The sequence below is a fragment of the Microcoleus sp. N9_A1 genome, from assembly GCF_036701795.1.
GTDB lineage: Bacteria > Cyanobacteriota > Cyanobacteriia > Cyanobacteriales > Microcoleaceae > Microcoleus.
In genome coordinates this window covers 121,683-142,642 of sequence record NZ_JAUBRI010000002.1, presented here as the reverse complement: position 1 = coordinate 142,642, position 20,960 = coordinate 121,683, and the positions used below count along the sequence as shown (strand labels likewise).

The following is a 20,960-nucleotide window of genomic DNA, read 5'->3' as shown; positions in this document are numbered from 1 at the left end:
GTGTCCCTACAGGCAATATCTTCTTACTCTCGCCGTAGACTAATGGACAGAGAGAGATGATGCAAACCAGCGGCGAATTAATTCTACTTGGAAACGGTAGCCTTCACTAACTTCCTCAATCAATTCGCGTTCTAGAAGTAAATTGAGAGCATCGGATTGCTCGGGAAAGTGTTGCAAAATAGTTAATCGGCTGACTATTGCCCCTTCTTCTTGGGCTGCCAAAAACTGCAAAATAGCTAATCCTGCTGCATCTGCTTGATTACTTTGAATCTCGGCAAAAAATAAACTGCCAACACTTAAAGCGTCTGGTATTGCTACTTCCACATCGGCTAAAGTTGCTAGTCGGCGGATAGATGGATCTTGCTCGTTTTTTAGTGCGATAATTTCAGCGCAGAGGAGTTGGATTAGGAAAGGGTGACAGCGGGTGAGTTGCAAGACTCGCTCAACCGCATTGGGTTCGTAACGCAGGGTAAAATCATGAACGGGTTGCTCAATTAATTGACGCGCTTCTGGTTGTTTGAGATAGCTGATATGAACGACTTGGACATTGATTAAATAGCTAGCCCAACGCTGAAATTCTTCTATTGTATGGCTACCAGCTAGCAGGACTTTGAAGCGGGGACGATGTTGAATCAGGTGACGCAACATTCCCAAAACATCCTCCTGATCAAAGCGTCCTTTTGTGATGGCATTATCTAGCGCCTCGAATTCATCCAAGGCAAGCAGGGCAATATTTTGTTGTAGCGCTTCTTCTACTTCGTCTAGCCATTCATCAAAGCGGGTGAAAGGGTCATCTTGCAGTGTTTCGCGGTCAAGAGATGGGAGAGTGAACGCACTTTGGCGCTGGGCTGAGTTTGCCATACTCCTGGCGATATTGTAGAGAAAACCAGCATAATCACTCGCTGATGAAACTGGCCCTTGTAAGTCTACAAACATGGAAATGATAGTGCTGGGTAGCAAGCGTCCCAGGTTGTTGAGGAGGGATGTTTTGCCCATGCGTCGCTGACCGTAGAGTAACAAAGGAGGGCGGCGGCGGTCTAGGAGTAATTGCTCGATGCGCGTGCCGATATCAGTACGTCCGGTGAAGATTTCCTGCTGTTCTGTCAGAGGTACGCCAATGATATACGGGTTGTCAATTTCTTGGCGAAGTTCGACAGCTTCCGCCAGTTCTTGCACATAGTTGGTGACTATTTCATACCAACGGATAGCAATGGGGCGAAAGACTACCGCATATTTGTCACCGCTGCGGGTCAACTCTCGAATTAAACCATTTAATCTTTCTTTTACCGTACTGAGGGCTAAACGCTGGTTGTAAGAACTATTTTGGTTTAGGGCTGCTTTTATGTCCTCGCTGATGCGACTAAAGCTACTTAGGAGAGAACTAACTGGGCTTTTCAGTTCTCCAAGGGCTAGATTGCGGTGGGCGTTAGCGATAGCGGCTACATCTTTACAACCTTCTAAGCCGCTTGCATCAAATTCAATTTGTACTACTTGTGCAACCCAGCGCTGACGACTGGTATTTAAATAGTTGAGTGCAACTTTGCCCTCTTCGGGATTCCGCTCCATTACTAAGAGAACGTGCTGGTCTAAGTTTATCAGGGGAAGGTGCTGCCACTCATCCCAAAAAGCAGAATGCCAACGTAACAAACTGGGTTTAGTAGCTGTGCGTCGTTTGTCTAGTTGGTAGAGCAGAATATTCCATGCTGTCAGGAAAGGATAGAGTAGCACTGGCAGCCATAAGTTGATAGTGCCTACGCCCGAGGCCATGCCCAACGCCACGCCCCACGCCACGCCGGATCTCGCGCCGGACCCCACGCCCCACACCAAGCCCCACAACACGCCCCACGCCAGGCCGAACACCACGCCGAACACGCCCAACGCCACGCCCGACGCCACGCCCGACGCCACGCCGAACACGCCCAACACGCCCGAGGCCACGCCCGACGCCCCGCCCCACACCAAGCCCGACGCCACGCCCCACACCACGCCCCACGCCACGCCCGACGCCACGCCCGACGCCACGTCCAACGCCACGCCCAACGCCACGCCCAACGCCACGCCCCACGCCACGCCCCACCCCACGCCAAACTCCACGTCTAACCACACGTCCAACGCCACGCCTAACGCCACGCCCAACGCCACGCCCCACGCCACCCTTGCTGGTGGAAAACCCAATCCGCACAGCACCAAAGTAAGGGTTAAACCAGCCAAAACAGGCAAGATGAGATTTCCTTGGATTAGCAATCGCCACAAAGCCAGGTTCCGCCAGCGCTGTTTACTAATTAAAATAAGTAGAGAAGGCTCAAACTGTAAGTCGGGGTCAATGCGGGTTAAATGGTTACGGAAAGCTGAGGGGTGAATTATCATCCACCAGAGGAGTTGCAGGCTGCCCAGAATTAGGTTGGGATGCTGTTCAGGTGAATCGGTGTAAGCGTTGCGCGGCACTTTTGGCGATGTCATTTAGATTGGGAATTTTTATCAGTTTTCTCAGTAGAGTATCAGAGTTATTTGTTTTCTATCATTTCATAGTTTGAACATCTGGATAAGCCAAAATTTTTGAGTCAGCCGTTAATAACGGACATCCATAAATTTTGGCAGTTGCTACAATTAGTTGGTCAGCAGGGTCTCGGTGAAAACCTGTTAACTTGGTTGACTCAACAATGATAGGAATTGTCAGGTTCAGTAGCTGCACTCCTGGATAAGCCAAGGCAGCACTCAACCACTCATCAACTGCGAGTGACAGAGCGAGTCTGTTATTCTCTACCAAGTTAGCAACTTCCCAACAAGAAATCATACTCACTCCTAAACCTTGAGATTGGTATTGTTGTATCCACTCTCGATGCTGCTGGGTTAGTCGCGGATTCTTGTCCGCCCACCAAATCCAGATATGGCTATCCAGTATTATCATTGCAGCGCTTCCCATTCTTCGAGAGGTAAAGCAGGTTCAAAGGGGTCATCGTAGCGATCGACCGTCCCTTGCAAGGGATAATGCAAAGTATGGATAATTGTCTGATTAACCCAATTAAGATAATTATTTAATTCTTCATAATCCTGCAATTCTTGTAATTCTTCGGAAGTGAGTTCAGCTACATTTCTTTTAGCCGTTAATATTCCAATTCGCTCCAGGAAAAACCTAGAAGCGCGAAATACCAGCACTCCTTGTGCTAACTCCACCCTAACAGCTCCTTCTCTTGGCAAAGTTTTGGGTAAACGCTCCAACCTTATCGGTAAATTAGTTGTCATAGTCTCGCTCTAAAAATGTTAGTTTTATTTTATATAGATTGTAAATCAGCAAAGGGTTTTAGTTGCTCTAACCCAACTTCACGCCAATCATCCTCAGTTTCCCCCTCTTCCAGACTAAATAATCGTTCTCGACAAAGAATTTGCAGCAGCAGAGGCCAGCATTTACTTTGAGTCAAAATCCACTCGACATCCTCAGCCGGAAAAGGAATGGGCGAACTGGCTATCAACTCCCGTGCTTCAGCTTCAGTCAAAGCAGCCAGAGTTGTAGTATATCCAAAGATATTGAAAAAAGGCGAACTATGTCCGGTGCTAGTCGCTAAGTCGATCGGCGATTCTGGAGTTGCCAAGACAAACCCTAAATTCCCATTGGTTTGGTTAGTCGCCAAAGAGCGCAAACTCTCCCAAAACCCATCATCTAATTCGGGACAGCGCTGTAAACCTACACCAATTTCATCTAATAGGATGACTGTAGGCTGATGTAAATTACTGCTAACCACATCCATAAATCTATCTAAGTCGCAAGGGCTGGGAACTGACATTTTTAGGGATTCTAAAATGTAGCGCAGCAGCCCTTCCCGATTTTGCCGTCGCGAATCTTGAAAATCTACGAAAATCCAACGATAGTTTTCTGGAGAGGGCAACCAGTCAGATTTTTGACCGGGACGCAACTGTTCTGTTGGGGTGGTGGTAATATTTTTCAAGTATTGCAGCAAAGAAGTCTTGCCACTGCGCTTCTTGCCGATAATGGCAGCATTTTGCAGGGGACGGCGTTTCAGTAAGTCGAATAGGCGTTTTAGTTCCTTCTGCCGCCCGAAAAAGTAGCGCGGATGGGTGATGGGAGTTCCAGTGATGAAAGCTGAGGTTTCCTCGAAGATAGGCTTGGGGATAGTTTCGTCTATATGTACGATATTTCTCCACTCATACCCCAATCTCTCGCTAATTTCCAGAAAATATGAGTAATCAACAGGTTGTCCCGTCAGAAATTTCTTGACTGTGGATAGCCCAATGTCCAATTCTTCAGCCAAAGCCTTCTGACTCGGAAAGCCGTTGCGTCCTAAAGCCGATTTGACTTGTTCGATACACCCTGGAGAAACTTTGAGCGATCGCCCCATGATGCCTCTACAGAAAATTACTAAGTCGAATTATAGATTTAATCTCAACTAAAAGTCAACGAACAAGTCAACTCCTCAACCTTCTAACTCGACTCTGAATTCAACCTTGCTTGATTTTAAATAGGAGTGTAGAGTTGAATTTAGAGAAATAAATGTCAAACAAGAAATTACATTCCAACCAACCACTCCGTTCTGATGATTACCCAGAAATGAAGCGAGATGTCATTCAAGAATGTTTGCGTCAAGCTAAATCCTGTACTAACGTGATTCTTGGGTTAACAATAGTAAGTGCCTCCATCAGTATTTTCGGCATCGTACAGTTGTTTTCTGGAAAAGTCACAGAAGGCTCAGTTGCCACCGCTTGCGGATTAACATCAAACATTGTCAGCGTTGGGTTACTCAAGTTTACAAAAGAAACGAACGACCGACTCGAGCGCTTAGCCAAAGAATTCAAAGACGACGATTAAATAAAAATAGTTAAAGTAGGGTGGGCCTTCCGCACCTGACAAATTACCAATTCAACTAATGCGCGCTTTACAAGTCAAAGTAGGGTGCGCCTTCCGCACCTGACAAATTCAACTAATAGGCACCTGACAAATTCAAATTAAATTCTGCAAAAATTTATCAAAAGTTGCGCGATCGGGCATAGCACCTTGAGCACCCACTTTAGTTGTGCACAGAGCGCCCGCTGCTGCGCCCCACCGCACCGCCTCTGACAAGGACAGACCGGCATCTAATGCAGAGGCTAACCCGCCGTTAAAAGCATCGCCAGCAGCCACAGTGTCGATCGCCTCTACAGCAAAAGCCGGTACAAAAAAGGTTTCATCCGCCGTAACAGCAACAGCCCCGCGATCGCCCAATTTGACAATAACATTCTTGACACCACGCTCCTGCAAGTGTTTGGCAGCTACAATCGCTGTTTCGGTGTCATTCACCCGAAAACCGACTAACTGGCTGGCTTCCACTTCATTCGGCGTGATAATGTCAATTAGCGGATAAAGTTCCAGTGGCAAATCCGCCCTAGCCGGTGCTGGATCGAGAATAACTCGCACCCCCGCTTGACAAGCAGCTTTCGCAGCTTTTTGGACAACTTCCAGGGGAATTTCTAACTGTAAGAGCAAAGATGTAGCTGCTGTTAACAGTTTTTTGAGACGTTCTATATCTGCTTCACCGACATTATTATTCGCGCCCGGAATCACAATAATATTATTTTGGCCTGTCTCGTCTACGGCGATAATTGCCACTCCTGAATGAGTGTTTTGGTCTATTAATACATTGTCTGTATTTACCCCATAAAATTGTAAATTTCTCAATAATTCTTCAGCAAATTTGTCGTTGCCGACGCGACCGATGATGTGGGTGGAAGTGCCGAGACGGGCGGCGGCGACGGCTTGATTTGCTCCTTTGCCGCCGCCGGTCGTGAAAAAATTGCTACCGATGATAGTTTCCCCTGGCTGCGGCAACCGGGGAGTTTTTGCTGCTAGGTCGATGTTGATACTGCCGAATACGATGATGGTCATAATTTAAATTGGGAATTGCGCATGGGGCATGGGGGATTATAGAATTGGGAATTGGTAATGGGTAGCAACTCGCAAATAACCCATAACGAATAGACATCTCCCATAATTATCGTAGAACAGGCAGGATGCCTGTTCAAAATCTGCTGTTTAGGAGAAGTCTAATAACAACAGTCAACAGCCAACAAACAACAGCTAACAGCCAACACTCAACAGCAAACAACCAACAGTTAACAACCAACGGCCATCAAACGTGCTAGAACAGTTATGGTCTCCACCGGTCAATTCAATGGCTGCAATTACTCTCGATCGCAATCCCTGTGTCCTGCTAGTTGAAACAGACGAAGTTCTCGCCGGACACTTGAGTCTCGACTTAAAGTCCTCCGGCTACGAACCGGTAGTGGCTTCTAATACCGCCACAGGCCAACATTTAGCTCATGAATTGCAGCCAGCTTTGATTGTAATCGATCGCATACTTGGCCCTGAGTCGGGGCTGTCACTGTGTTCTTACCTCAGAAGTATTGGCAATCGGGTGCCGGTACTGCTATTGGTCGGTCGCGATACAGTTGACGATCGCGTAGCTTGTCTGGAAGCTGGCGCGGATGATTATTTTCTCAAACCTTACCGCACTGAGGAGTTTTTGCAGTTGGTGCGCTTGTATTTGCAGCCGGATAACACCAGCAACGAACAATTGAGGTTTGGCGATTTAGTTTTGGATTTGGCCTCTAGGCGGGCCCTGCGCAACGGACGGGCGATCGACCTGACGATGAAGGAATTTGAGCTGCTAAAGTATTTGATGGAACATCCCCGCGAGGTTTTGACGCGGGAACAAATTCTGGAAAATGTTTGGGGTTACGACTTTTTGGGCGAGTCGAATGTGATTGAAGTTTACATCCGCTATCTGCGCCTCAAGATTGAAGATGAAGGCGAAAAGCGCTTGATTCAGACGGTGCGCGGTGTTGGCTACGTGATGCGCGAATCTTGAAGCAGTCAGTTGACAGTTGAGAGTTGACAGTTGGTTCCTCTGTCCAATTGCCAATTCCCAATCTAAAATCTAAAATCTAAAATCTAAAATCATTATGAATTATTTAGGTAATTTGCTGAGTATTGCGGTAATTCTATTTTTGCTGGGATGTTCGCCGACTTTACCTGTTGCGAATACTGGTGCTACTGGTATTTTGGCGTCGCAGTCTCCGACGGCGACAACATCCGGTCAAGTGCTGGCTGTTTCTGCTAGAGCTCGGATAGCCGATCGCCCAATCGAACTCGAAGTGGCGAAAACAGTGGAACAACAGGCTATGGGTTTAATGTACAGAACTTCTTTGCCGGATGACAGAGGAATGCTGTTTGAGTTTAAATCGGCACGGCAGGTCAATTTTTGGATGAAAAATTGCAAGATTTCTCTGGATATGATTTTTCTGCGGAATGGGGTGGTTGAGGCGATCGAAGTTTCTGCACCTCCTTGTACTGCCGATCCTTGTCCTACCTACGGGCCCAACACTGTTGTCGATCGAGTTATTGAACTCCGGGGCGGGCGAGCTGCTGAACTCGGTGTCAAAGTGGGCGATCGTATTGAAATCGAGTTTTTCCAGTAAAACTTCGGACTCTTTCAGTAAAACCTGCAAAAAGACACAATCCCCGGTTCCCATCGCCCAGAGAGCCCCTACCTTCGGAATACCGGAGAAAATTTAGAAACTTTACAAAAATTGATTAAATCTGTTAAGATATTAATGTAAGATTCAGTACAAACACCGAAAGATTTGCTACGATGTCGATCTCAGTCAGTCAGGACTTGAGCTTGTTTCCGGAAGCTGTAGATTCTTGGTCGCAGGTATGAGACGAGTCAGCGACTCGTTACCAATCCTGAGAGACGATACTCAGCCTCAAGGTGTAGCAACACGAAAAGAAATTCTCTGGAAGTTCTGGCGATCGAGCTAAACCTATCTAAAGTAATATGCTACGAGCCAAGTTAATTGGCGGTAATTGGCAAACTTAACTTCTGGTAGCAGTTTCGGGTTTGATCGAAATATCTAATTTTGCCGAAGTAGATTTGCGGATTCTGCATTTTGGCAGATGAAGTTAAACTCTGAACTTGGTTTAGTAGTTTTAGGTAGCAGAATTTATTCTGATTCGCGCTGCAAAGATGCCGAGGTATTCAGTTTAGGTTCGATCGCGATCACTCTTTCGATCGGGCCGACATCAGCAAAATTGCAAAACCTTTCACTTTTTGGGAAAGGTTAGCTTTACAGTAGCACTCAGAATTACGTTTGGCAGTTCAACCGCTAATACTGTTTTAACAGCTATGCACGGTTAAAAGACAGATTTAAAACTGGCTTATTACTAATCACAAACATCAGGTTCACATCAGAAAATGGTGTCCTATACTTGGAGACAAAATTACATGGCACCCGCTACTTACACTAAATTAATTCGATTTTTACAAGAAGATTTGGCGATTTCTCCCGCTTCAATAGCCGTAGCCGAACGTCGCGGCGACAAACAGCGGCAGCGCGATAAAGACCCGAATTCGTTGCCGATGGTTCTGTGGCAGTACGGTTTAGTCACTCTCGATCAGTTGGATAAAATCTTTGATTGGTTGTCCGAAGCATATTAAAAGGATTTTAGATTTTAGATAATAAAATCCAAAATCCAAAATGCTTTAATAACTTAGATTAAGATTCTGCCAAAAGTTTCGCAGCAGCGGCAACGCCGGCACCAGGAGTATAGCCTTCATGGCCCAATTCTTGCAATACGACTTCCAAGGCGGAAATAGCTGCTAGAATATCGCGATCGCACACAAAGCCCAAATGACCGATTCGGAAGATTTTACCTTTCAAATGGTCTTGTCCGTCGGCTAGAGCAATATCAAATCTCTTTCTCATCAAAGTCCGCACTTTTTGAGCATCTACAGATTCAGGCGGCATCACCGAAGTAATCGCAGGGCTGGCTGCACCGTCAGCCGCGAACAACGGCAAACCTAAAGCTTTTACAGCAGCGCGAGTAGTTGTCATCAACCGTTTGTGCCGCGCGAAAACGTTTTCTAACCCTTCGGCTTTCATCATCTGCAATGTTACTTGCAGTCCAAAAAACATATTGACCGGCGGAGTAAAAGGAGTGGTATTTTTGGCAGCGTCTTTGCTATATTTGCCCAAATCCAAATAATAGCGGGGCAGCGTCGCAGTTTTGTAAGCTTTCCAAGCTTTCGGACTAACAGCCACAAAACCCAAACCTGGGGGAATCATGTAAGCTTTCTGAGAACCAGAAGCAATCACGTCAATTCCCCAAGCGTCCATCGGTACGTTGGCAGCACCTAAACTGGTGACAGCATCGACCATGATTAAAGCTTCGCCGTGGGCTTTGACGTGGCGGTTGATGGTTTCGAGGTCGTTGAGAACGCCCGTGGAGGTTTCCGAGTGGGTGATGATGACAGCTTTGATTTGCTTTTCTGTATCAGCTTCCAGTTTTTCGCGGAAATTTTCGGGGTCTAATTGTTGGCCCCACTCGGCTTTGATGATTTCGACATTTAAACCGTAAGCTTCGGCTACTTCGGCCCAGCGTTCGCCAAATTTACCGTTGGTGCCGACCAAAACTCGATCGCCCGCACTCAAGAAATTAATTATCCCAGCTTCCATCGCGCCGGTACCAGAAACGGTCAAACTCAGCACGTCACTTTTGGTTTGGTGCAGCCATTTGAGGTTTTCGGTACATTCTCCAAAAATCGCGTCAAATTCCTTGCTGCGGTGGCCCATCGGGTGTTTAGCCATCGCCAGCAAAGCCGCTTCGGGCACCGGTGTCGGGCCGGGAATCATCAGCATTAATTTGTTGTCCATAATCCTGTCCTAACTTTTTCTGTGGGAGTTAATAGAATAAATCAAAAACTGAAACTTTAAAGTCTGCACTCTAAGTTTTTTAACTTTTAATTTTTAACTCCCGTAGAGTTAGTTTCATTTAAAGACCAGCGGTATTCTACCGCTAAGTTCGATCGCTGGCAGCTTTGTTCTAATTGCTTTTGAATGGCAAGGGCTTTACGCAGTGTAATAATAAGTTGGTGAACTTGTTGCTGCTGCGGCGATTGTGGACTGACAGCAAACATTGTTTTGCGTTCTAACAATTGAAGTAGCAATTCATAATGAATGTACGAAGGCAGGGGAATTGGCTCCATGAAAGCTAACATACCTCAGCGAACAGACACCCCATTGCAATTGCATGGAGCATCACAGGTGGACATTAGATGCCTGATTTTTTATCGGTTTGCTAGCCGTACAAAAACCCCAGCTTTGCCGATCAAATTTTCGGGGGCTGGGTGCGTTGGCTGCGCTAAATTTCGCGATCGACTAACCAGAGCGAATAGATTTAATTGGTTTTTTGCCAGCTATTTCTATGAAATATAGCTGGGGACGCTAATTTGTCATAAATTAAGCGCCGGAGTCGATACAGGCTAGAAATTCTGATTATTTACATACTTAATCAATTTCTATCAGAATTCAGGGGTGTTTGTCAAGCGGTCTGGCCTTTTAGGTTTGCGGATGAGCCTTGGCTAGGGAGGCTAAAGCAGCGCCCGGATCCGGCTGTTTGACTAAAGACTCGCCGATGAGGACGGCTTGGACTCCGGCGCTGGCCACTCGGTTGAGGTCGTCTGCTGTGTGGATTCCTGACTCGCTGACGGTGAGGATGTTTTTTGCTTGGATGTCGGTTTGGCGATCGGCTAATAGTTGACCGGTGGTTTCTAGGCTGACGGAAAAGTTTTCTAGGTTGCGGTTGTTGATGCCGATTAATTCGACGCCTTGTAGGGTTAATACTCGATCGAGTTCTTCGAGAGTGTGAACTTCGATTAAAGCAGTCATGCCCAATGTCTTGACAATTTTTACAAAGTATTGTAAGTCTTTGTCAGATAGAATGCTGGCAATTAACAATACAGCATCTGCGCCGTGAATGCGGGCGAGATAGATTTGGTAGGGATAGATAATAAACTCTTTGCAAAGTAGCGGCAATTCGACGGCGGCACGGATTTTAGAAAGGTTGTCGAAACTGCCTTGAAAGAACTTTTCATCGGTGAGTACGGAGATGCAGCTAGCGCCGTTTTGTTGGTATGCTAGGGCGATCGCCACGGGGTCGAAATCTTCACGAATTACGCCTTTGCTGGGGGAAGCTTTTTTGACTTCGGCGATGATTGCGGGTGTGGTTTTACCGTTTTTGAGCGCGCCGAGGAAGTCGCGGATGGGGGGCGCAAAGGGGAGTCTTTTGTGAAGTTCGGCTAGCGGGGTGCGATCGCGCTTTTGGGCTACTTCTGCTTCTTTTTGCCAGACGATTTCTTCGAGGATGTGGCGGGGTTCGGAGTCGGGTACGGCGATTTCGTAGCTGAGGTAGAGTACGGAGACTGAGGTGCTGGGGGGACGGCGGCGGATTTGAAGCATGGTAAGGGGGATTAATGGCGATCGCGACAAGTTTACAACTATTATATAATAGAAGTCTTTATCTGGCAATTTCTCAACCAATTTTTAAGATAGTATTTACCATAGAAGTAGGGGAAGTGTTATTAAGGAATCAAATTATTAAACTGCTTGTTTTTGATAAAAAAAGTGAGGCAATACTTCAATGGATACCCGATTGAGATACCAAGAAATCATCAAAACCATACTTCGGGAACACGCTAACTTTCGCAATACTATACCTGACGGCTATCAGTCTCAAATTTTATTTGATGATGAACGAGGAGGCTACTTAGTCTTGGATATTGGTTGGAATGAGAACAAGTACCTTCACGCTACACCAATTCACATCAATTTAATTGGCGATAAAATCTGGATTCAATATGATGATACGGAAGAAGGAGTGGCTACCGATTTACTAGCAGCAGGTGTTCCTAAAGAAGATATTGTACTCGGTTTTAGGCATCCTCAAGTGCGGCAATATACTGAATTCGGAACTGGTTTGAGTGGTAAAGATGAAGGAATTGTTGCTGAATCTGCTGTTGTGCGATCGGCCTAAGTCGATAAATTATTCGGCAATTGAAATCGCGTCTAAACAAACGAAGTTTGCTTGGGCGGACTAAGAGATATGAAAGATTGTAATTAATTAAATATAAACAAACTCGGATTGACATCAAAAAACTTTCCCAAAGCCTCAGCTTGTTTTTTGGTAATTTCTAGCTGGTTATTAATGATTTGAGTTACTATCTCAAGTGTGTCCATAATTTCTACTAAATCCGCTGGCTCTAGATTTCTAGCATCCATCAAATGAAGAAGTCTTGAGTGGGGCGTTGAAGCATTTATTTGATAATGCGTTTCTTCAAAATCTTCAATGAGTTTGACTAATAGTTCTAGGAGAGTATCTTCTTCGGGGGTTAGATTGTTCCGAGAAAGCAAGCTTTCAACTATTTCTAAAAATATTTCGTTTTCATCTTCATTTTTGATAATGCGAGGTTGATATTGAGATAGCAAGCTGCTGTACCTGTCGGAGTCAAAAGTAAGGGTCATTTTTCCAGTTATTTTTGTCATATTCTGCATGAGTCAAAATGTACTTGATATAAACAATCTGCTTTTGATAGTTAAGACTTACAATTAAGCGATATTTATTTCCTTTGACATTGAAAATTGTAAAATTTCCAACTGCTTCAGCTTGAGGATAAATAGTTTGAACTTCAATAAGTTTATTCCAGTTGGCTTGACTAGCAATTTTGTACCAATCATCGAGGGCTTCGCAGGAATCAGCATGATTTTGGCAGTAGTCTCTTAATTTTTTGCGACTGATAACGTGCATTTAGCGATCGTTCAGATGTTTTGCATATACCTAATTCTATCAGATTTAAGTGCGATCGGCTCAAACCCCAATTTTACTAAAAGGGCGATCGGGCTTCTTGTTCTATGTTGGGGAATAGTTCGTTTTGACATACTCTTTTAGTATCGGTGCAAGGGTAAAAAATGTGCGTGAAGCGTAGCTATCCCGTAGGGAATCGTCCTTCTGGATTTTTTCAATTAATGAACGCCGTCCCAAGGATTGCATAACTTTCAAAAATTGCGATCGGGATAATCGCATATTCTCTGGCACTTTTGAGATGGAAACTGGCGCGGTTTCACTAGCTAGCCATGACATTACCTGTTTTTCTGACTCGGATAAGCGATTAAATGGCTGATGCAGTAAAGATTCTAAATCACCTAAAAATAGTGGCTCGTCAGATAAAAATTCTGATAGGCTGCCGTCAAATAAATCTTGAATCATTGTAGCAACTATTTTTAACCACAAGGGATTGCCTCTGTATAGTTCAATTAGTTCTGACCATTTTTCATGTTCCGCTAAACCTTTTTCTCTGAGGATTTCCCCCGCTTCACCACCTAAACCATTCAGTTGTAACGATCGCACTGGTTGGTTTTTGCCTTCTAATACGGCAATTTCTCTGGGTGTTTCCCAACTAAGCAACACTAAGCAACTGTTATGAGATAATTCTGCTACTTGTCGAAATAGCGTGCCGTAATCTTCGTATCCAATTTGGTAATTGCCAGCGAGTTGTCCGCTGCTATTTACCATTTGTACGTCATCGAGTATCAGCAGACAGCGGTATTTTTGCAAGTATTCCAGTAGGGGCAATCCCCCTGCGATCGTCCCATCCTCTGGCGCGGATACGGGGGCACCGCCCCTACAGAATAATTGAATTATATTTGTTTGAAGTATTGACAGGGGTGGAGATGTGGCGAGACTTCGCCAGATGACGAAATCAAATTCATGTTTGATTTGTTGGACAAGTTGTGCGGCGAGTGCGGTTTTGCCAATGCCGACTATGCCGTGTATGGCGAGTAGGCGGGTGTTTTCGTGGAGAATCCACTGTTTGAGGGTGGTGAGAGAGGTGGTGCGATCGTAGCAAATGCCAGATTTAGGCATTTCAGCTAAGAATTGACGCAATTTTGGTTCATTGTTGCCTTTGTTTAGAGGTTCTTCATCAATTGGTGAGTTGGGGACTTTTGGGGAATGTGAATTATTTTCACAGAAGTTGACTTCACCAATTTGTACAATATCTTTATTGAAGTTCCAGAAATTTGAGAATTTTACTTGCTCCAATCTGACTCTAAAATTTCCTTTATTGACTTCTTCGCCTAATACTTCTGATAGTAGCTTCCATAATGCAGAGGCAATATCTTTAATGTGACCTTCACTACAGTGAGATTCATCGGCTATTTTTGAGTATTTCTGACCTTGTAAAGTTCCCCGCAGTATCACTTCTTGCAGATTGTCTAAGTGTTTTCCCGTATTGATAAAAACTAGGTCGTCGGCAAGTTTTAAGACTTCTTGAACGTCCATAGGTCGGGTTAATGCTGGGGTTTTGCTTATTATATCCTACTCGATCCGACTTTTTCCGACCCGATCGAGTTTGTCCAGCTTTTTCTGGCGTGGGTAAATGGCAAATGATATAAAAGTGCTTACTTTATCCGACTTTTTCCGACTGGACAAGACTGAGATTTTAGAGTCACAATCATATTTAAGAGGCACTATTATAGCTTTCCCATAGGAAAAAAATGACTACACAAGCATTATCCCTCCCCCAAGCAAACTTAGAAATGGTTCTCTGGCAAGTAGATGCCGATTCAATGAGTAGTAGCGATTTGTATGTCTGGTTAAATGATCTCGGCTTGCCCCACGAAGTCACCATCAGATTGCACGAGTTGGCTACCTACACGAAAAAATCTGGTAACAAAGTTTTGGCTGTAGGGAAAATTATTCTGCTCAAAATTATCGAGTTTGTCAAAGCACATCCTAATTTAGCTACGGGCATTGCTATAGGAGTTGCTGTGGGACTATTGGTACGTTCAGTACCAGTTATCGGCCCAGTGTTAGCGCCATTGGCAGCAGTGCTAGGTATAACTGTTGGTGCGATCGCTGGACATAGACTAGATCAAGGCTACCGTCAAGTAGATGGGATAGTTGGAGTAGCACAAGACATTATTGAACTCGCCAAATTGTTTTTTCAACTACTGATTGATGTTTTTAATGCAGTTTTTATCAACGTTATCACTGCTTAAATAAGAAAATTTGAAACAATCAGGAGGCTTAATATGTCAGGAAATAAAACCCTAACTAAGGAGCAAATCCTTAAAGCGATCGAGGAATTGGCAAAAAATCCAGATGATAAACTCGGAATTTTAGCTGAGATTGGGATTGGTGTGGTAGGTGCTGGTGCTGCTGCGGGTGCTGTTGCCGCTTTCGGCGGTACATCCATATTATTTGGGCTAATAGCGGTTGCACCCCCAGTAGGATTGGTTGTTGGCGCTGCTGCTTTAGGTGCAGCAGCTCTCGTTGGAGCAAAGAGGATCATCTTTGATGGCAATTTCAACGAAGGGAAAAAAGCAGAAATGCTCCAACAGTTAAAAGAACAGCTAAGAGAGGTTGAAGCAAAAGAAAGAGCATCTAAGGTTAGAGACAGTGACAAGACAAAATTTATCGTTTCCTTGAAAGAACCAGTTAGGCTTAATCTAATTACCCCTCAAAGGGCTCAGGATTTAATGAGGGCTGTCGAAAGTGGTCAAATACCTATCACAGATGCAATTAAGATGGTTCAGGCTATAGTTGAAGCAGCTCAACCCCAATAGTCTTTTAAATCCACGACCTGAGAATGCTAAGCATAGGCTATGTTGTTCTGGTATTTCTGATAATTAACTTAGCTGCTGAAAAAGCGATCGCCCTTATATGATTGAAGTGCGATCGCTCTTTTTTCGAGTATCACTAATTCTGTTTCTCCAACACCATAGGAGATTTTTACCGCTTTGACAACCATTCATCAGACAAGCTATACTCAGTAGGAAAAAATTGGAGATCGGTTTTTGGTATAATCAAAGAATCGCGATCGCAGACAAGCCAATGGAATCTATTGAATGCAGTAACTGTGACAAATCACCAAATTTGGGATGAACTTGCTCAACTATTAGCACCGATCGCCCTAAATCACCTCGTCACCCAACATTTAGAATCCTGTAATTACAAAATAAGAGGTTACTGGGATAGCAATAATAAGTTCTATGAAGAAATTGCTTTTATTCATCCCATCTGTGCTGAGTTGATCGGGCGATCGCTCGGCACAAACATTATCAACAATCATCCGACTTCTGACTGGATTAAGCTTAAATTTTTACTCAAAGCAGATTTATCTGCTAGCGAAAACAACCTAGTTAGCGATGATGACGATGAGGAAATTGGCGAACTAACTCTGATTTTAGATACGAATCAGACAGTTATTGATGAAAACTGGCTAATTGATGTCGAATCTCCTTTTGTTGTTGCCAAAAGTCAGCCGGATTTGCAGCAGACAAGCTAGTTTGCTAATATGTCAGATTTGACATATAATCTAAAAAAACCTAAAATATAGATGGTAGATTCGGAAAGCAAACCCCTTGTCTGGCTTAGTGGGGAAGTAAAAACACCGCCTTTTTCTACTGAGGCGCGTATTCAAGCCGGATTTTTCCTGCGAAAGCTACAGGATGGCGAAAGCCTATCCATGCCTTTCTCTCGCCCTATGCCAAGCATCGGAGCTCATTGTCACGAGATCCGTCTAGCCGATTCAGGGACAAGCAAGGATTGGCGCATCATTTATCGAATAGACGTAGATGCTATCATTATACTCGATGTCTTTAACAAAACCACGAACAAAACACCGGATTTTATCATTGAAAAATGTAAAAAACGGTTGAAACAATACGACCAAATTTGAATTGATATCAGGAAGGTATTTTTATGGACACAGCTAAACGCCAACGCCTACAAGCAGCGGGATGGACTATCGGAACAGCAGAGGAATTTCTAGGACTTTCAGCAGAAGAAACAGCCTTCATAGAAATGAAACTTGCACTGAGTAAAGCCATCAAACAAAACCGGATTAACCAACAGATGACGCAGCACGAACTTGCTCAAAGAATTAAGTCCAGCCAATCAAGAGTTGCTAAAATAGAAGCTGGCGATCCTTCCGCTTCCCTCGATCTCCTGATTCGCACCTTGCTTACCTTTGGTGCTACACGCCAAGACATAGCTGACGTGATTCTTAACAGCGGTTCCTCACAAATATCTCATCTTAACTGAATTACTAAAAGTACGCACCAGCGTTCGCTTTCGCGTTCCCCTAGGGTAGCTATCCCGTCGGGAATTGCACTTTAACTTAAACCTTAACCGCCGCCCATCTACCAGCGCCCCAACCAAGATAGCAGGCATTCAGGGCGCTCCACTTCGGCAAATTCCTAACCTTTGGTAGATGCCGATTCCATCGCTTAGGCATAGAATCTGACTTGACCTATTGACTAAAACTCTTGTGAATACAACAGAAAAAATCACCGATGTTTGGAGTAAAGTCCAGGCAATGGCCAATGATTTCCTGATTTTATTACCAAATATTGTACTGGCACTGATTGTTTTCGCAATTTTCTGTTTTATTGGCCAAACCCTGAAACGAACGGTCAGAAAACTAACCAGCGCTCACCGTCAAGCTCGCAATTTAGGATTAGTGCTGGGACGATTAGCACAAGGAGCAACCGTTCTTACAGGATTGTTTATTGCTCTGTCGGTTGTCATTCCCTCCATCAAAGCCAGCGATCTTATTCAGCTATTGGGAATTAGTGGTGTGGCGATCGGGTTTGCGTTTCGCGATATCCTGCAAAATTTTCTGGCGGGTGTTTTGATCCTGCTGACTGAACCTTTCCACATTGATGATCAAATTGTATTCAAAGACTTTGAGGGAACTGTAGAAAATATTCAAACGCGGGCGACGATAATAAAAACCTATGATGGTAGACGGATTGTAATTCCCAACTCGGAACTATTTACTAACTCTGTAATCGTGAACACAGCCTTTGAAAATCGCCGTTTGCAGTATGACATCGGCATTGGCTATAGCGATGATATTGATACTGCAAAACAATTAATTTTAGAGGCAATTCATGAAGTAGATGGAGTGCTGAAAGATCCGGCTCCCGATGCGATCGTCGTAGAATTAGCTGGTAGCAGTGTTAACATTCGGGCCCGCTGGTGGGTGCAGCCACCTCGCCGTGCCGAACTCTTAGATTTTCAAGACCGCGTATTAACTAACATTAAAAACAAGCTAGTAGCAAATGGGATCGATCTGCCCTTCCCAACTCAGCAGATTTTGTTCCACGATCAGACAGAAGACACAGATGGCGATCGCAAGCGTCAGCGCGAAGGCTGGCCCGCCGGACAAGCTGAAGTTCCCAAATCGCGCAGTATCAGCCGCGCCCTCAGACAACTGGCCGCAACAGAGTTTCAACGCACTAAATCTGAGGATGGAAAAGTAATTTCCAACAACAAATATACTGAGGAGCAAGATCGGTGAAAAATACGAAATTGAGCAACTTGTGGGAGTCCTTAAATTCGAGTTTCTGGTTTGTTCCCAGCGTCATGGTTTTTTTGGCGATCGCACTTTCGTTTGTCACCATCGGGATTGACCAAAATCAAAAAACCAAGCTGATTGGAGAATTGGGTTGGGCCTATACTCTAGGCCCGAGCGGCTCGCGCGCGATTCTTTCGGCGATCGCCAGTTCAATGATGAGCGTTGCTACTACAGCTTTTTCAATTACAATCGTTGCCCTTCAACTTGCATCTTCGCAGTTTGGCCCTCGCTTGCTGCGTAACTTTATGCAAGATAAGGGCAACCAAATTGTGCTGGGAACGTTCATTTCCACCTTTGTGTATAGCTTGATGGTGCTGCGAACAATCAACGGGTTAGAAGAACATGAGTTTGTCCCCCACCTAGCAGTAACTTGCGGCATTGGTTTGGCGATCGCCAGCATTGGCGTATTGATTTATTTCATTCATCATTCTGCCTTATCAATTCAGGTCGATCATGTGATTAAATTAGTTGGTGAGGAACTTGATAATGCGATCGATCGACTGTTTCCAGAAAGTATGGGAACCAGTAAAGCTAAAAACAAGCAGCAAGACAATCCATCGGATATTTCCGCCGAGATTCCAGCTAATTTTGAGCAAGATGCCCGTCCAGTTTCAGCAAAGAATGGTGGCTACATTCAAGCCATTAATAATGACCAACTAATGCAAATTGCTAGCGAGCATAACCTGCTGTTACAAATTCAACAGCGTCCCGGTCGCTTTACTGTCGAAGGAAGTGAACTTGTACAAGTCTTTCCTGGAAAACAAGTAAACGATGAACTTACATCCAAGATTAACGGTGCTTTTCTGATTGGATCGCAGCGCACGGAGCGGCAGGATGTAGAGTTTTCGATCGACCAACTCGTTGAGATTGCAGTACGCGCTCTTTCCCCAGGAATCAACGATCCGTTTACGGCTATCCGCTGTATTGACCAACTGAGTGCGGCCCTTTGTCGTTTAACCCAAAGAGAAATTCCCTCTCCCTACCGCTACGACGACAGCAACCAGCTTCGGATGATTGCAGAACCCATCGCCTTTACTGACGTGCTCGATGCAGCCTTTAACCAAATTCGACAGAATGGAAAATCGAATGTAGCTATCACGATGCGGTTGCTAGAGGCGATCGCAGTTGTGGCCCGTTTCACCGATCGAACCACACACCGAACAGCACTCAGGCGACACGCCGATCAGACTGAACGCGCCAGCCAGCAGGCAAATTTCGATGAATTAGATCGCAAAGACATTCAAGAGCGATATTTAGCAGCATTAAAAGCTATTAAGCAGGATTGAGCTAGGAGGAAAAATGTGGTAATTTGTAGTTATGGCAAGCCCTTCAAAGTACCATTTTCCCTTTTTCCTCTGCCATCAAAGCAAAATTCCGCAGATTTTTCCCAGCAAAATATTTGCCCTCCTTGACAAAATCGCCGTCGCATATTACCGGAATTCTTTCCTGATAAGCTTTCAGTGCCAAAATCAAATCATTGTCTTGCAATTCGAGATAGATTTTCTGCAACTTACCCACCACAAATCCCATCATTGCAATTTTACCAATTTTCTCCCCTCCTTGGCGATCGACTTTGACAATGAATCCTTGAATCTCAGTATTTTCTAAACAAGTAATTAAATCGCTTAAAATCTCTAATTGAGAACGCTTTTCTACCTGTTCCAGCTTTTTGACAGCATCTCCCATCCTAGCTGGATAATCCGCAAAATCCCGCGTCAGAGGCAATCCGATATCAAACAACTCTCCCGCCTCATTTTTCTTGACCCAAATCGCCCCTTTATTGTCATAAATTCGGCTGTGTTCTTGCCAGCCATGTTTTTGTAAATATGCTATGATTACATTGACATCTAAATTCTTAAAAACTTCAAAATCCCGTACAGTTACTTTCATGGGATATCTCCTTGGCTAATGCGCTGCATAATGGACTGTAGAGCCTCTGCTGTAAACTGATTGTTGCGGGGCAACTCAACAGTCACGCGACTGGTATTTTGAGTTTCCGGCATTCCCCGCAAAGATAACCAGTAGGCACAATGCCTGAGCAACATTTCCTGTTCTGACTGTTGTATCCATTTCCCGATATTTTCCGGTACTAAAACCACAACTAACAGGCGGGGAATAAAGGCAGTCACTCTCAAGTCGTTGTAATTTTTGACATTGAGCGGATATCGAACACATTGGGCATTGAGTACATCTCTTGACGTACATTTTAACTGCAATTCGAGACGGTGTGGCTGCACTGGATCGCGATCGACAGCCTTGATACAGAGGTCAACGCTATCATAATCATTTTCGGGTTGATCTACCGAACAGCCAGCGACTGCTGCCACAGCCCGCACGTAAGCTTTACTAAATTGTTCTTTTCGCTGATTCAGTTCCATTTAAACACAATTCTCAAAAAGGGGCGATCGCGATCGCATATTGATGTCAACAAATACATCAAACTCAGTCTCCTGTTGCTCCAATGAGTCCCTCGATCCCCCCTAGCCCCCCTTAAGAAGGGGGGGACAAGAGCATTCAAAGCCCCTCTTAAAAGGGAGAAAAATGGATTTCAAAGTCCCCCTTCTTAAGGGGGATTTAGGGGCTCTCCGAGGATTTTGGTTTTACACAGAGATGTGTACACGGTAGCTTAAGAAGGGGGGGAGAAGAGCATTCAAAGTCCCCCTTCTTAAGGGGGATTTAGGGGGATCGAGACTCAACTACAAACGAAATTAA

At 44.7% G+C, this 20,960-nt stretch carries 27 protein-coding genes; 14 read left to right on the top strand and 13 right to left on the bottom strand.

The features are described from left to right. Positions 1 to 39: 39 nt before the first annotated feature. Genes QUA58_RS01545 through QUA58_RS01530 form a run of 4 tightly spaced genes read right to left on the bottom strand, consistent with a single transcriptional unit; the run spans position 40 to position 4,355 of the window. A complete protein-coding gene (locus QUA58_RS01545; protein WP_333392772.1) occupies positions 40 to 2,460 on the bottom strand; it encodes an AAA family ATPase in 2,421 nt (806 codons plus the stop codon). Positions 2,461 to 2,518: 58 nt separating this feature from the next. Next, positions 2,519 to 2,908, bottom strand: coding sequence for a type II toxin-antitoxin system VapC family toxin (locus QUA58_RS01540; RefSeq protein ID WP_333392771.1), 390 nt, complete (start codon positions 2,906 to 2,908; stop codon positions 2,519 to 2,521). Further along, positions 2,905 to 3,243, bottom strand: a complete 339-nt coding sequence (locus tag QUA58_RS01535) for a hypothetical protein (RefSeq protein WP_333392770.1) — start codon at positions 3,241 to 3,243, stop codon at positions 2,905 to 2,907. The genes QUA58_RS01540 and QUA58_RS01535 overlap by 4 nt, the downstream gene beginning before the upstream one ends. 29 nt (positions 3,244 to 3,272) lie before the next feature. Next, complete coding sequence (locus QUA58_RS01530; RefSeq protein ID WP_333392768.1) at positions 3,273 to 4,355, bottom strand: ATP-binding protein; 1,083 nt, start codon at positions 4,353 to 4,355, stop codon at positions 3,273 to 3,275. Between the two features lie 152 nt (positions 4,356 to 4,507). On the opposite strand from QUA58_RS01530, the gene QUA58_RS01525 reads away from it, so the two are divergent. Continuing rightward, positions 4,508 to 4,822: a TRADD-N-associated membrane domain-containing protein gene (locus QUA58_RS01525; protein ID WP_333392766.1), complete on the top strand. Its 315-nt coding sequence runs from the start codon at positions 4,508 to 4,510 to the stop codon at positions 4,820 to 4,822. A 132-nt stretch (positions 4,823 to 4,954) separates the two neighbouring features. Here the strand turns inward: QUA58_RS01525 and rbsK are convergent, their stop codons facing one another. Continuing rightward, positions 4,955 to 5,875 (bottom strand): ribokinase, encoded by a 921-nt coding sequence (gene rbsK / locus QUA58_RS01520; RefSeq protein WP_333392765.1) that lies wholly within the window; start codon positions 5,873 to 5,875, stop codon positions 4,955 to 4,957. Positions 5,876 to 6,161: 286 nt separating this feature from the next. Here rbsK and nblR point away from each other — a divergent pair, with 286 nt between their 5' ends. From nblR to QUA58_RS01500, 4 genes are all read left to right on the top strand, one after another. Next, positions 6,162 to 6,857, top strand: coding sequence for a response regulator transcription factor NblR (gene nblR, locus QUA58_RS01515; RefSeq protein ID WP_172189432.1), 696 nt, complete (start codon positions 6,162 to 6,164; stop codon positions 6,855 to 6,857). Between the two features lie 94 nt (positions 6,858 to 6,951). Next, the gene (locus QUA58_RS01510; protein WP_333392764.1) at positions 6,952 to 7,467 is read left to right on the top strand and encodes a DUF192 domain-containing protein; all 516 of its coding nucleotides are present in this window, start codon (positions 6,952 to 6,954) and stop codon (positions 7,465 to 7,467) included. 478 nt (positions 7,468 to 7,945) lie between these two features. After that, positions 7,946 to 8,113, top strand: a complete 168-nt coding sequence (locus QUA58_RS01505; RefSeq protein ID WP_333247425.1) for a hypothetical protein — start codon at positions 7,946 to 7,948, stop codon at positions 8,111 to 8,113. 160 nt (positions 8,114 to 8,273) lie between these two features. Continuing rightward, positions 8,274 to 8,486 (top strand): DUF2949 domain-containing protein, encoded by a 213-nt coding sequence (locus tag QUA58_RS01500; protein WP_265239307.1) that lies wholly within the window; start codon positions 8,274 to 8,276, stop codon positions 8,484 to 8,486. Between the two features lie 58 nt (positions 8,487 to 8,544). Here QUA58_RS01500 and QUA58_RS01495 read toward each other — a convergent pair whose 3' ends face one another. The 3 genes from QUA58_RS01495 to trpC form a co-directional block, all read right to left on the bottom strand. Next, a complete protein-coding gene (locus QUA58_RS01495; protein ID WP_333392762.1) occupies positions 8,545 to 9,702 on the bottom strand; it encodes an alanine--glyoxylate aminotransferase family protein in 1,158 nt (385 codons plus the stop codon). A gap of 86 nt (positions 9,703 to 9,788) precedes the next feature. After that, positions 9,789 to 10,034 carry a DUF5340 domain-containing protein gene (locus QUA58_RS01490; protein WP_106333603.1) on the bottom strand — a complete coding sequence of 82 codons (246 nt, stop codon included), beginning with the start codon at positions 10,032 to 10,034 and terminating at the stop codon, positions 9,789 to 9,791. Between the two features lie 352 nt (positions 10,035 to 10,386). Further along, positions 10,387 to 11,286, bottom strand: coding sequence for an indole-3-glycerol phosphate synthase TrpC (gene trpC / locus QUA58_RS01485; protein ID WP_333392761.1), 900 nt, complete (start codon positions 11,284 to 11,286; stop codon positions 10,387 to 10,389). A 14-nt stretch (positions 11,287 to 11,300) separates the two neighbouring features. Between trpC and QUA58_RS01480 the strand changes: the two genes are divergently transcribed. Continuing rightward, positions 11,301 to 11,483 carry an element excision factor XisH family protein gene (locus QUA58_RS01480; RefSeq protein WP_333392760.1) on the top strand — a complete coding sequence of 61 codons (183 nt, stop codon included), beginning with the start codon at positions 11,301 to 11,303 and terminating at the stop codon, positions 11,481 to 11,483. Then, on the top strand, positions 11,468 to 11,860 hold the full coding sequence (locus QUA58_RS01475) for a XisI protein (RefSeq protein WP_106333600.1): 393 nt from the start codon (positions 11,468 to 11,470) through the stop codon (positions 11,858 to 11,860). Before QUA58_RS01480 ends, QUA58_RS01475 begins: the two co-directional genes overlap by 16 nt. 83 nt (positions 11,861 to 11,943) lie before the next feature. Here the strand turns inward: QUA58_RS01475 and QUA58_RS01470 are convergent, their stop codons facing one another. The 3 genes from QUA58_RS01470 to QUA58_RS01460 all read right to left on the bottom strand — a co-directional run bounded on the left by QUA58_RS01470 (position 11,944) and on the right by QUA58_RS01460 (position 14,164). Beyond that, positions 11,944 to 12,348, bottom strand: a complete 405-nt coding sequence (locus tag QUA58_RS01470; protein ID WP_194012177.1) for a helix-turn-helix domain-containing protein — start codon at positions 12,346 to 12,348, stop codon at positions 11,944 to 11,946. Then, on the bottom strand, positions 12,332 to 12,631 hold the full coding sequence (locus tag QUA58_RS01465; RefSeq protein WP_106149330.1) for a type II toxin-antitoxin system HigB family toxin: 300 nt from the start codon (positions 12,629 to 12,631) through the stop codon (positions 12,332 to 12,334). The genes QUA58_RS01470 and QUA58_RS01465 overlap by 17 nt, the downstream gene beginning before the upstream one ends. Before the next feature lie 102 nt (positions 12,632 to 12,733). Next, a complete protein-coding gene (locus QUA58_RS01460; protein WP_333090947.1) occupies positions 12,734 to 14,164 on the bottom strand; it encodes an NB-ARC domain-containing protein in 1,431 nt (476 codons plus the stop codon). A 215-nt stretch (positions 14,165 to 14,379) separates the two neighbouring features. Between QUA58_RS01460 and QUA58_RS01455 the strand changes: the two genes are divergently transcribed. From QUA58_RS01455 to QUA58_RS01425, 7 genes are all read left to right on the top strand, one after another. Then, positions 14,380 to 14,883, top strand: a complete 504-nt coding sequence (locus QUA58_RS01455) for a hypothetical protein (protein ID WP_194070087.1) — start codon at positions 14,380 to 14,382, stop codon at positions 14,881 to 14,883. 87 nt (positions 14,884 to 14,970) lie between these two features. Further along, positions 14,971 to 15,450, top strand: a complete 480-nt coding sequence (locus tag QUA58_RS01450; RefSeq protein ID WP_333090946.1) for a hypothetical protein — start codon at positions 14,971 to 14,973, stop codon at positions 15,448 to 15,450. 293 nt (positions 15,451 to 15,743) lie between these two features. Beyond that, the gene (locus QUA58_RS01445; RefSeq protein WP_333156900.1) at positions 15,744 to 16,172 is read left to right on the top strand and encodes a hypothetical protein; all 429 of its coding nucleotides are present in this window, start codon (positions 15,744 to 15,746) and stop codon (positions 16,170 to 16,172) included. 51 nt (positions 16,173 to 16,223) lie between these two features. After that, complete coding sequence (locus QUA58_RS01440) at positions 16,224 to 16,565, top strand: type II toxin-antitoxin system RelE/ParE family toxin (protein ID WP_333090944.1); 342 nt, start codon at positions 16,224 to 16,226, stop codon at positions 16,563 to 16,565. A gap of 23 nt (positions 16,566 to 16,588) precedes the next feature. Beyond that, on the top strand, positions 16,589 to 16,930 hold the full coding sequence (locus QUA58_RS01435; RefSeq protein WP_194070083.1) for a helix-turn-helix transcriptional regulator: 342 nt from the start codon (positions 16,589 to 16,591) through the stop codon (positions 16,928 to 16,930). A 226-nt stretch (positions 16,931 to 17,156) separates the two neighbouring features. Continuing rightward, complete coding sequence (locus QUA58_RS01430; RefSeq protein ID WP_333392758.1) at positions 17,157 to 18,191, top strand: mechanosensitive ion channel family protein; 1,035 nt, start codon at positions 17,157 to 17,159, stop codon at positions 18,189 to 18,191. Further along, on the top strand, positions 18,188 to 19,534 hold the full coding sequence (locus QUA58_RS01425; RefSeq protein ID WP_333392756.1) for a DUF2254 domain-containing protein: 1,347 nt from the start codon (positions 18,188 to 18,190) through the stop codon (positions 19,532 to 19,534). Before QUA58_RS01430 ends, QUA58_RS01425 begins: the two co-directional genes overlap by 4 nt. A 43-nt stretch (positions 19,535 to 19,577) precedes the next feature. Here the strand turns inward: QUA58_RS01425 and QUA58_RS01420 are convergent, their stop codons facing one another. Both QUA58_RS01420 and QUA58_RS01415 read right to left on the bottom strand, forming a co-directional pair. Then, positions 19,578 to 20,138 carry a hypothetical protein gene (locus QUA58_RS01420; protein ID WP_333392754.1) on the bottom strand — a complete coding sequence of 187 codons (561 nt, stop codon included), beginning with the start codon at positions 20,136 to 20,138 and terminating at the stop codon, positions 19,578 to 19,580. Further along, positions 20,135 to 20,626, bottom strand: coding sequence for a DUF4365 domain-containing protein (locus QUA58_RS01415; RefSeq protein ID WP_333247404.1), 492 nt, complete (start codon positions 20,624 to 20,626; stop codon positions 20,135 to 20,137). The genes QUA58_RS01420 and QUA58_RS01415 overlap by 4 nt, the downstream gene beginning before the upstream one ends. Positions 20,627 to 20,960 lie beyond the last annotated feature (334 nt).